At 73.7% G+C, this 10528-nt stretch carries 9 protein-coding genes; 3 read left to right on the forward strand and 6 right to left on the reverse strand.

The annotated features are described in order from the left end of the window. Window positions 1–54: 54 nt before the first annotated feature. Both AC13HU_RS21555 and AC13HU_RS21560 read left to right on the forward strand, forming a co-directional pair. Complete coding sequence (locus tag AC13HU_RS21555; protein WP_483043555.1) at window positions 55–1464, forward strand: hypothetical protein; 1410 nt, start codon at window positions 55–57, stop codon at window positions 1462–1464. Between the two features lie 237 nt (window positions 1465–1701). Next, window positions 1702–2103 (forward strand): hypothetical protein, encoded by a 402-nt coding sequence (locus tag AC13HU_RS21560; RefSeq protein ID WP_483043556.1) that lies wholly within the window; start codon window positions 1702–1704, stop codon window positions 2101–2103. Between the two features lie 186 nt (window positions 2104–2289). On the opposite strand, the gene AC13HU_RS21565 is transcribed toward AC13HU_RS21560, so the two are convergent. The 5 genes from AC13HU_RS21565 to AC13HU_RS21585 form a co-directional block, all read right to left on the reverse strand. Beyond that, on the reverse strand, window positions 2290–3126 hold the full coding sequence (locus AC13HU_RS21565; RefSeq protein ID WP_483043557.1) for a DeoR/GlpR family DNA-binding transcription regulator: 837 nt from the start codon (window positions 3124–3126) through the stop codon (window positions 2290–2292). 364 nt (window positions 3127–3490) lie between these two features. Then, window positions 3491–5962 (reverse strand): right-handed parallel beta-helix repeat-containing protein, encoded by a 2472-nt coding sequence (locus AC13HU_RS21570; RefSeq protein ID WP_483043558.1) that lies wholly within the window; start codon window positions 5960–5962, stop codon window positions 3491–3493. A 116-nt stretch (window positions 5963–6078) separates the two neighbouring features. Then, the gene (locus tag AC13HU_RS21575) at window positions 6079–6657 is read right to left on the reverse strand and encodes an Rv1733c family protein (protein WP_483043559.1); all 579 of its coding nucleotides are present in this window, start codon (window positions 6655–6657) and stop codon (window positions 6079–6081) included. A gap of 98 nt (window positions 6658–6755) precedes the next feature. Beyond that, complete coding sequence (locus AC13HU_RS21580; protein WP_483043560.1) at window positions 6756–7583, reverse strand: MOSC domain-containing protein; 828 nt, start codon at window positions 7581–7583, stop codon at window positions 6756–6758. A gap of 38 nt (window positions 7584–7621) precedes the next feature. Continuing rightward, complete coding sequence (locus AC13HU_RS21585) at window positions 7622–8206, reverse strand: DUF6643 family protein (RefSeq protein ID WP_483043561.1); 585 nt, start codon at window positions 8204–8206, stop codon at window positions 7622–7624. Window positions 8207–8435: 229 nt separating this feature from the next. On the opposite strand from AC13HU_RS21585, the gene AC13HU_RS21590 reads away from it, so the two are divergent. Next, a complete protein-coding gene (locus AC13HU_RS21590) occupies window positions 8436–9524 on the forward strand; it encodes a hypothetical protein (protein ID WP_483043562.1) in 1089 nt (362 codons plus the stop codon). A 55-nt stretch (window positions 9525–9579) separates the two neighbouring features. Here the strand turns inward: AC13HU_RS21590 and AC13HU_RS21595 are convergent. Then, window positions 9580–10528 (reverse strand): glycosyltransferase (locus AC13HU_RS21595; protein WP_483043563.1); only part of this gene is annotated, 949 nt, incomplete at its 5' end.

The raw sequence follows: 10528 nt of genomic DNA on the forward strand, positions 1-10528 counted from the left end.
CTACGGATGCCTGGGAGCCACCGGGGTTTCGCCGTCCGCACCTAGCGTCACCGTATGACCACGTCGCAGTTGACGAGCCGGAGGGCCGCCGAGCCGGCCGAGCCCGAGGCACGGTCCGAGCCGCCCGCCGCCCCGCCCGAACCCCACCGTGTGCGACGGCGGTTGCGGCTGCGCCTGATCGGTCCGCGCCGGCTGGGTGCCCGTGCTGTCCTGGCGGTGCTGCTGCTCGCCGCGTTGTGCGCGACCGCAGTGAGCGGCGCGGTCACCGTACGCGGCGACACCGCGCGGCTGCGTACCACCGTCTCCGACCGGGCCGCCGTCGCCGCCCAGTTGAGGTTCGCGCTGGCCGACCTCGACGCCCAGCAGGCCGACACCCTCGCGCCGGGCATGTCGGCCGACGGCGGCGGCACGTACGTCGGCAACCGGCTCGAAGCCCTGATCACCTCCCGGCAGCGGCGCGCCCAGGTCAGCGACGCCTTGCGACGGCTCGGCGGCGACGGCGCGCACGGCGACATGGTGCGCGAACTCCTCGACGGACTGGGCCGTTACGACGACCTGAGCGGCCGTGCGTCCTACGTCGACGAGCAGGTGCCCGACCGCCTGGCCGGCCACCCGCCGGCGGTCACCATCGCCATGAACGCCCAGGCCGGCGCCGTGATGACGCAGACCCTGCTGCCGACCGCCGACAAGCTCGCGGCGGACTACCAGCGGCAGGCCGGCCACGACGCCGCCCGGGTGCGCGCGGACACCCGGCGCTGGGCCGTCGTGGTGGGCCTGCTCGGCCTGGCCACGCTGCTGTTCCTGTTGTGGTGGCAGCGTGAACTGGCCCGCGACTACCGGCGGTTGCTCAGCCCGCCGCTGCTCGCCGCCACTGCCGCGGTCCTCGCCGTGTGCCTGGCCGGTGTGCTCGCCCTGACCTCCTGCGCGAGTGCCACCGGCACCGCCGACCGGCAAGGGCTACGGCCGTGGTCGCGGCTGGCCGAGGCGAGCGCCGTGGCCGCGCAGGCCGCGGCTGCCGAGAGCCGCTGGTTCGTGCAGGGCAACGACCTCGGGAAGAGCGACGCGGCCCTGTTCACCACGCTGACCAGGCGCCTCGACACCCTGCTGACGCCCGACGGCTCCGCCACCGCCGACGAACGCCCCGCCTACGGGGATGTGCTCACCCGCTTCGACCGCTTCCGCGCCGACGACACCACGCTGCGCCGCCTGAAGAACGACGGGAAGACCGACCAGGCGGCGGTCCTGCTCACCACGGTCGGCCGCGGGGACATCGCCTTCGACTTCTGGGACTTCGCGACCACCCTGGACATCGTCGCCGGGCAGCAACTCGACGACTTCGCCTCGCACGCCGCCGATGCCCGGAGCGGCCTGGCCGGTTGGCCCGCCCTACCCGCTGGGGCGCTCGGCGCCGCCGGACTGCTGGCCCTGCTGGCGATCCGGCCGCGGCTGGCCGAGTATCGCTGAGCGCGGGCCGAGTACCGCTGAGCGCGGGCCGAGTACCGCTGAGTGCGGGCCGCCGGAGCCCTCGGCCGCGCCCGTCACCCGGCTCTCGGCGACCGCCCTTTTCCGGGCAGCCGGGGGGAGCCACGCCGCCGGGCGCCGGGCGAACGTATATTGGTGGGTCGAAGCCGTACCGCCTGGGGGAGGCGCCGAGCGAGACTCTTCACCCCGGCCGTCCTGGACGAGATGAGAGCCCGCCCGATGACCACAGACTCCGCGCCCACCCCGGAAGGGGAGTCGTCCATCCCGGACGAGGTGTGGGAACAGTTCCTCACCGACAATGAGCGCGACATCCGCGCCTCCGCGCCCAAGGAGCCGTCCGCGCGCGCCCGGATCGTCGCCCGGCGGCTCCGGGAGCAGGAAGAGCGCGCCGCCCCGGCAGCGGGTAGGCGGCGCCGCGGCCGGCGCGGGGGCGCCTCCGTGCCGGCCGCCCCGTCCCCGGACGACACCGCCTGGCGCACCGGCCGCACCGACGAGAACGACCGCCGCATGCTGCGCCGCGGCCGGCTGCGCGGGATGGTGGCGATCGTGCTGCTCGTGGCGATCCTGCTGATCGTGCTCTCACCGAGCCACGCCTGGTCGCTGGTCACCGGCAAGGGCTGATGTCCCGCCGCCACCGGCACGGGCGCACGGGGCCGACGACAGCCGGTGCCGGGTGAGGTACCGGGCGTGGGTGCCGTTGTGCTGCCGGTGGGCCGGCCGCGGGGACGGCGTCGGTGGGCCGGGTTGCGGGGGCGCTGTGGTGCGTCGGTGCGGAGCCGGTGGGCGGGGCCTCGGTGGCGGGGCTGGTCAGGTCAGGGCGGGCGAGGTGGGGTCGCCTGCCACGATCAGGTCCGAGAGGTGCTCGGCGATCTCCTCGCGGAGCACCTCGGGGATGCCCGCGTCGGTGACCAGGGTGTCGACGTCCTCCAGCGTGGCGAACGAACTGAGCCCGACGGTGCCCCACTTGGTGTGGTCGGCGATCACCACCACGCGCCGCGCCGAGCGGACGAACTGGCGGTTGGTCTCGGCCTCCGCGAGGTTCGGCGTGGACAGGCCCGCCTCGACCGAGATGCCGTGCACGCCCAGGAAGAGCAGGTCGAAGTGGAGCGACTGGATCGCCCGGTCCGCGACCGGCCCGACCAGCGTCTCGGACAGCGTGCGCATCCCGCCGGTGATCACCACGGTGGCCGCGGCCGAGCCGTGGGTGCCGCCGGCCAGCCGCTGACCGGACTGGAAGACATCCGCGACCCGGACCGAGTTGGTCACCACGGTCAGGTCAGGCACTTCGAGCAGATGCTGGGCCAGCGCGTACGCGGTGGTGCCGCCCGCCAGCGCGATGGCCGCGCCCGGCGGGACCAGGGCCGCGGCCTCCCGCGCGATCGCCTCCTTCGCGCCCAGCTCCAGCCCCGACTTCGCCTCGAACCCCGGTTCGTGGCTGCTCGGTGCGACCACCGGCACCGCGCCGCCGTGCACCTTCTCCACCACGCCCTGCCGCGCCAGCGCGTCCAGGTCGCGGCGGACCGTCATGTCGGAGACGTTCAGCCGCCGGGTCAGCTCGTTGACCCGCACCCCGCCGCGCCGTCGGACCTCGTCCAGGATCAGGGCCCGCCGCTGCTCCGCGAGGAGGTTCTGGTTGTCGCTCACCCGTGACCCCGTCCCGTCTGTGTCGTTGTCCAAGTACACCGACCGCTGATCCTAGGCGCCCCTGACCCCCCGGGGTGGTCCGTACCGTCGGGTCCGCGATCACCCCGCGGTGGTGGGTTGCCCGCGCCGCTTCCCGCGGCCCTGTGTTCGTGCGGCACTTCCGCCGAGAAGACAGCCTTCAGCCCCTCGATGCGGGCAGCCACTAGTGCCGTGACCGGAAAGGTTCACCGGTTCGCGACGCCCGGCACGGCACCTCGCCGCGTTGTCGGAGTCGCCCGAGTACGCCCAGTACGAGGGCGATCCTCCGCCTTGCGATGCACCGCACCGGACGCCGCGAACCAGGCAAACCTTTCCGGCCACGGTACTAGTTGAGGTTGGGCAGGTCTTCCGGGTAGAGGAGCTGCAACTCGTCGTGGGTCGGCTCCTCGACGTGGGCCATGCGCACCGCGTGGCGTTCGATCATGCCCTCGAAGGTCTGCCGCGCGGTGCGCCCGTTGCCGAAGGCGGGGCCCTTCGGGATCGCGGTGAAGTACTTCATGAGGGCCTCGGCGGCGTCGTCGCCGAGGCGGTACTCGTGCTCGATGGCCTGCGCCTCGACGATCTGGAGGAGTTCGGCCGGGGTGTAGTCGCCGAAGGTGATGGTGCGTGAGAAGCGGGACGCCACACCGGGGTTGGAGGCGAGGAACCGCTCCATCTCGGTGGTGTAGCCGGCGACGATCACCACGACCGCCTCGCGGTGGTCCTCCATGAGTTTCACCAGCGTGTCGATCGCCTCGCGCCCGAAGTCGCGGCCGGCGTCCTCCGGCGCGAGCGCGTACGCCTCGTCGATGAAGAGCACCCCGCCGCGTGACCGGTCGAACGCCTCCTGGGTGCGGATCGCGGTCGAGCCGATGTGCTCGCCGACCAGGTCGACGCGGGCGACCTCGACCAGGTGCCCGCGCTCCAGCACGCCGAGCGAGGCCAGGATCTCGCCGTACAGCCGTGCCACGGTGGTCTTGCCGGTGCCGGGGGAGCCGGTGAAGACCAGGTGGCGGCGGGGCGAGGGCGCCTTGAGCCCGGCCTGCTCGCGGCGCCGTCCGACCGAGATCAGGTCTATCAGGGTGCGCACCTCGCGCTTGACGCCGTCCAGGCCGACCAGCGCGTCCAGGTCGCCGAGCACGGCGTTGCTCTCCCGCGCGGTCACCCGCACCTGCGCCTCCTGCGGCTGCTCGGCGGGCCGCTGCGCGGGGACGCCGCCCAGCAGGCCGTACGACTGCGTGCCGGGGCTCTGCTGCCGGGCGGGCGTGCCGGGAGCGGCGGAGGTGCCGGAAGCGCCCGCCGTGCCCAGGACGCCGCCTGTGCCGGACGGGACCGGCTCGGGCATGTCGTCGGTGGCCGCCCGGTCGCTGGTGCAGTCCTCGGTGACCGGGCCGGGCTCGGCGAACTCGTAGCCGCCGCGCGTGCACCGCTCGGTGCGGCAGCGGGTCAGGTGGGACCGGCAGCCGTCGATGATGTGGAAGCCGAAGCCCCGGCTGCCGATCACCCGGCACCCGTTGAACGCGCCGCGGCCGCCCGCCGACACGTACACGCCCGCCTCGGCGGGATTCGTGACCGTGCAGCGCTCCAGCGCCGGGTCGGCGCCCTTGGTGACGATCACCCCGGTCGCGGTGTCGTCGATGGTGACCTGGGCGAGGGTGCCGCCGCTGCCGTGGTCGCGGAACCACGCACCGGTGGCCGCGTCCTTGATCCGGCAGTCGTCGAGCTGCACGCTGGCGCCGTCGCTCACCGACACCGCGGTGTTCCGGATCTGCGAGAAGTCGGTGTCCACCACGTCCGCGCGCGAACCGCGGTCCAGCACGAACAGCGCGTCCGGCACGTCGTGCAGGCGGCAGGAGTCCAGTATGGCCACCGCGCCGTCGCTCACCCACACCGCCGGGTAGTCGCCGGTGCTGTCATGTATCTCGCACTGGTTGGCGTCCGCGCGGGTGCCCGGGTCCCACACCGACAGTCCGTTGCGGCCGAAGCCGCGCACCGAGCAGCGGGTGAGCGTCAGCACCGAACGGGCCCGCAGATCGATGGCGTTCTCCGGGATGTCATGGATGTCGCAGTCGGCCATCGCGAGCACCGCGTCGGTGTCGAGGGTGATGCCGTCGCCCGTGGTGCGGTGCACCTGGCAGTCGGTGAACTGCCCGGTGCCGCGCGCGGACAACTGCAGGCCGGTGCCGCGCACTTCGAACACCTCGCAGCTCACCGCCTCCAGCGAGCTGCCCTCACCGGTAACCGACACCCCCGCGCCCGAGGCGTGGTGGATACGGCAGTGCTCCAGCCGGGGGCCCGCGCCGCCGCGCACCGCGAAGCCGCTCTGCCCGGCGGCGACCACCTCGCACTCCTCGAACAGGCCGCCCGCGCCGTCCAGGACGCTCACCCCGAGACCGGCCGGGTTGTCCACGGTGCAGCGGCGTACCGTCGGCCGGGCGCCGTCGCGCACCTCCAGGCCGACCGCCGAGCGGGTACTGATCCGTACTCCCGACAGCTCGGGGGCGCCCTCCTCGACCAGCAGTGCGGCCGAGGTGACGTCCTGGCACTCGATCACCAGGTCCTGCACGACGGCGGCGCCCCGCACGGTCAGCGCGACCCCCGAGGTCGGCGCGAGCCGCACGGTGCCGGGTCCGTCCGCGCAGCGCAGCGTCACCGCGCGGTCCACCAGCAGGTTCTCCCGGTAGGTACCGGGACCCACCGAGAGCACGTCGCCGTCACTCGCCGCTTCCAGCGCGGCGGCGAGGGTCTCGTACTCACCTGTGCGGCGGCGCCACCGAGAACTGCTCGGATTGGTCACCTGCACCACGCCATGTGCCATCGGGCTGCTCAGCCCCCACCTCTTGCGTCGCCGACCGGGGATCAACCGTAGCGCGCGCAGAGGCATGCTGGTGACGCGTGGCGGGCTGCCGGCCGTCGGAGGGAACCACCGGAGCGTCAGCCGCCGGCGCCCGCGCGGCCCCAATCCTGGCCCACCCGGGCCCATTCGCGTTCCCAGGAGTCCAGCCGGCGCAGCATCAGACGCCACATCAGCAACTGGCGGGATATCACCAGCAGTCCGACCACGGCGGATCCGGCCGCGACACCGGCCAGCACCGCGTGGGTGGCCGCCGTGGCGGAGTCCAGCGGCGGCGGCACCAACTCGCCCTGGCGGTCGGTCCAGACCTTGATCCGGCCCTGCTGCAGGACCTCGATGTCGGAGGAGACGGTGTCGGTGTGCGGGCTGCCGTCGGGCGCGGTCCAGCGCAACTCCTCGGAGGGGCGAGTCTCGGAGCCGGACGGCTTGGGGCGGGCGAGGGTCGCCGTCACCAGGCTCCGCTCGGAGTGCTCGCTGGCCACCTCATGCCGCAGGGCGCGGCCGACCGACCGATCCGCCCACCAGCCGAGCAGCGGCGCCGCGCACAGCAGGACGGCGAAGAGCAGCGCAAGACACGTCTCCACCACGTCAGTGCGCCGGCGCAGCGGATTGCGCCGCCACCGCCAACCTCTCCTGGTGACTCTCGTGCGACCCCTCATCGACGGCCACCCCCTTCACACCCATCAACTACCTACCGCAACCGGCGCGGTTCATGCATGGTCCGCCCGCGGGGGCGCGGACGGGGTGCGTGGAAACATCACTCCACCACCGTCAACGGATCGCCGACGTGCAGGGTTCCTGATGTCTCGGGTACGAGATTCTGGCCGAAAACGAGCTGTGCGTCGATGTTGCGGTGCCGGCCCAGGGTGCGCAGCGGCTCACGGCCGCGTACGCCGGTGTGCTGGTCGGTCGTGGTGATCACGCACCGCCCGCAGGGCTTGGGCACCCGGAAGACGACCTCGCCGATCCGCACCCGCCGCCAGCCGTCCTCGGCCCATGCGGTGGTGCCGTCGACGACCGCGTTCGGGCGGAACCGGTCCATCGGCAGCGGGCCCTCCTCCGCGCGATCGCCGGCGGCGATCAGCTCGTTGAGGGCATCGAGCGACGCGGTGGTGGTGACCAGCAGCGGGAAACCGTCGGCGAGGCTGACCGTCTCGCCCGGCTCCGCGTACTCGGGGTCGATCGGCCTGCGCAGATCGGGCCGATCCAGGTGGACCAGCCGCACCGGCGTGCCGAGGTAGGCGCTGCACCACGCGTCGGCGGCCTCGTCCGCGGGCCGGACCTCGAGCGTCCCGGAGAAGATCCGGACGGTCTCCAGCGGCCCGGGCGGTGGCACCGCGACATCGAGCGGTTCCCGGCCGGGCGCGGACAGCCGCAACCCGCCGCGGTCGTCGAGCGCGGCGTTCATCAGCGCCAGCCGCGCGTCCTCGCGCTGCGTGACGGCCTTGCCGGTGGCGGCGTCGACCAGCATCCAACGGCGGTCCCCCGCGAGCCCCCACGGCTCCACGACCGCTGTCGGCGTGCTGGTCGCACGAAACGACTTGACCGGATAGACGTGCAGCGCGCTGACTGAGGGCATGGTCATATGACCATCGTGCCATCGGGCCGGGCGCCGCCCGTAGGTCAGCCCTGGTAGTACCCGCCTCCAGGCTGCGCCGGCGGGGCCCCGAGACCGAGGTTGCGGCGCTGGTAGTTCTCGTCGGGATGCCCGGCGGGCCCCTGCCGCGGCGTCATCGGCCGCGGCGGCGCAGGGCGGGCCGTCTGGTACCCGGAGGGTGACGGCTGCGGCGGCTGCGCAGGGTAGCCGGCGCCGTTGCTGTACCCGTTGTTGTACGTCGGGCGCGGTGCCGCGGGCTGCTGCGGGAGGTAGGGCGCGGGCTGCTGTTGGTAGCCCCCGCCCTGGTACCCGTTCTGCGCCGGCTGGGACTGCGGCTGCGGCTGCTGGCCCATCTGCCCCATCGGGGCCGACGGACCGGCCGGCAACGCAGGGAGCGCGGCCGGCAGCGCGGGCAGATTCCCGCTGCTGCCAAAGGAGTTGTAGCCGCCGGACTCGTACGAGGGGTACGGCGCGGGCACGCGGATGGGAGCGATCTGCGGGGTGCCGCGCTCGGCCACGAGGCTGTCGTAGATCGGGGTGTCCGGGAAGGACGCAGACGAAGGGTAGTAGCTGCCGTAGCCGCCACCGTACGAACCGCGGGGGGTGGTCATGAGCCATAAGTTAAACCCACGATGTGGTCGTTGGGGAGACCGATTGGATGGTTGTTTTGCGTGCAGTGAGTGACCTCCGGTCATCAATATGAGCGAACCATCGAAAAACGGTCACCATCTCAGGATGTGATCAGGTAAAAGGTGCGTGTCGTGTGCATAACCCGGGGGTCGGCACGCCGCGGACGAGGGTGCTGAGAGGGTGTCAATGACGCTGCGCGCAGGGGAGAGCGTGGAGCTTCCGACGGGGGCGGTCCTACGGTTGCGGTACGAATCGGCGGCCGGCGGGGACCGGGGCGGAGCGGGCGCGGCCGCGCCGGTCGGGCCGGCCGTGCTCGCCGTGCTGCCGCCGGTGCGAACCGGTGCGCCGTCGGTTCCGCCGGTCCCGTCTGCCCAGTTGCCCGCCGAGGCGGTCGGCCCCGGCGTCATCGTGGGCGGCGGCGGCACCACCCTTACGGTTGACCTCGCGGTGCTCGCGGGGACCGCCGGGACGGTGCGGATCGTGCTGCGCGCCCCCGGCCGGGCCGCCGCCGCAGGGCGGATACGGCTGCTTGCCGACGGCGCCCCGGCCGCCGAACTCGCCACCGACCTGGCCCACATGGAGTGCGCGGGCCCCACCGACACCGACACCGACACCGATGCCGACGACGGCTCGCGCGGCGACTACGTGGTGGGGGAGTGCTGCCACTACGACGACCGCTGGCACTTCCGCGCCATCCTGCGCCCCGCCGGCGCCCGCGCCACCGCCGTGACGCTCACCGGCGCCGCGCCCACCGCGTCGCTCGCCCTCCAGGGCGCCACCCGCGGCACCCTGCGCGCCACCCCGGCATGGCAGCCCGCGGCCCCCGGCACCCCGGTCCCGGCCGGCATCGACCTGTGCGCCCTCTTCGAACTCGTCGACGGCAGCCGCGGTGTCGTGCAGGCACTCGGCGGTGGCTACGGCGCCCTGGACCGGCCGCCCTACCTGCGGCTCGGCACCGACCTGCGGCATGGCGACCACGTCGCCCTCGACCTCGACCACGGCGCCGCCTTCCGCCGCGTCCTGCTCTTCGTCAGCACCCACGGAGGTGACCACGATCTGCGCGGCCTGAACGGTTCCCTCACCCTGCGGCCCGAGTACGGCGCCGACGTCCGTATCCCGCTCGACCCCTGCACCGCGCCCGCCACCGCCTGCGCGCTCGCCCTGCTCGTCCGCGACGGCCCGCACCTCGTCGTCCGCCGCGAGGCCCGCTACTTCGCGCCCCGCGCCGGCCTGAGCCCGCAGCGGATGATCGACTACGCCTACGGGTGGGGTCTGCGCTGGACGCCCGGGCGCGGCTGAGAGCGCCGGACCGGGCCGGCGCGGCGGCCCGTACCGATCGGTCCGAACGCGCGGATCACACCGTCGCGTCGGGCTTCGCGTAGGTACGGCCCTTCCACGCCGCGCCCCGGCCGCGGTAGTGCTCCACCGCCGAGTCCACCGTCATCAGCAGGTACAGCGCCGCGGTGTACGGCAGCAGCGGGGCCAGCGCCCACGGCTGCCCGTAATACCGCAGCATCGGCAGGTACGTCCCCGCCATCACCGCCCACGCCGCCGCGCCCAGCACGCACAGCGGCCACGCGCCCGCGACCGCCCCGCCGATCGCCGCGACCGGCGGCACCAGGTAGATCAGCGCCAGCCCGAGCACCGTGCCCGCCAACACCAGCGGGTTGTGCCGCAGTTGGGCGTACGCGCTGCGCGACACCATCCGCCACAGCTCGGCCAGATCCGGGTACGGGCGCACGCTGTCCACCCGTTCGGCCAGCCCGAGCCAGATCCGGCCGCCAGAACGCTTCACCGCGCGGGCCAGCGCCACATCGTCGATCACCGACTGCCGGATCGCGTCCGGCACATCGGCGGCCTTCGCCGCGGACGCCCGCAGCAGCACGCACCCGCCGGCCGCCGCCGCCGTACGACCGCCCGGGCGGTTGATCCAGCGGAACGGGTAGAGCTGCGCGAAGAAGTACACGAACGCCGGGACGATCAGCCGTTCCCAGCCGGTCTCCACCCGCAGCCGGGCCATCTGCGAGACCATGTCCAGGTCGTGGCCGACCGCCGCCTCCACCAGGGCCCGCAGGCTGCCCTCGCGGTGCGCGATGTCCGCGTCCGTCAGCAGGAAGTACTCCGCGCCCGTGCGCTCCCGGGCCAGCGCCATGCCGTGCCGGACCGCCCACAGCTTCCCCGTCCACCCCTGGGGCGGCTCGCCCGGCGAGGTCACGGTCAGCGGCAGCGAGCCCGGCCGTGCGCCCAACTCCCGTGCCAGCTCGCCCGTCCCGTCCGTGCTCCCGTCGTCCACGAGGAAGACC

The organism is Streptomyces sp. NH27 (assembly GCF_056859195.1).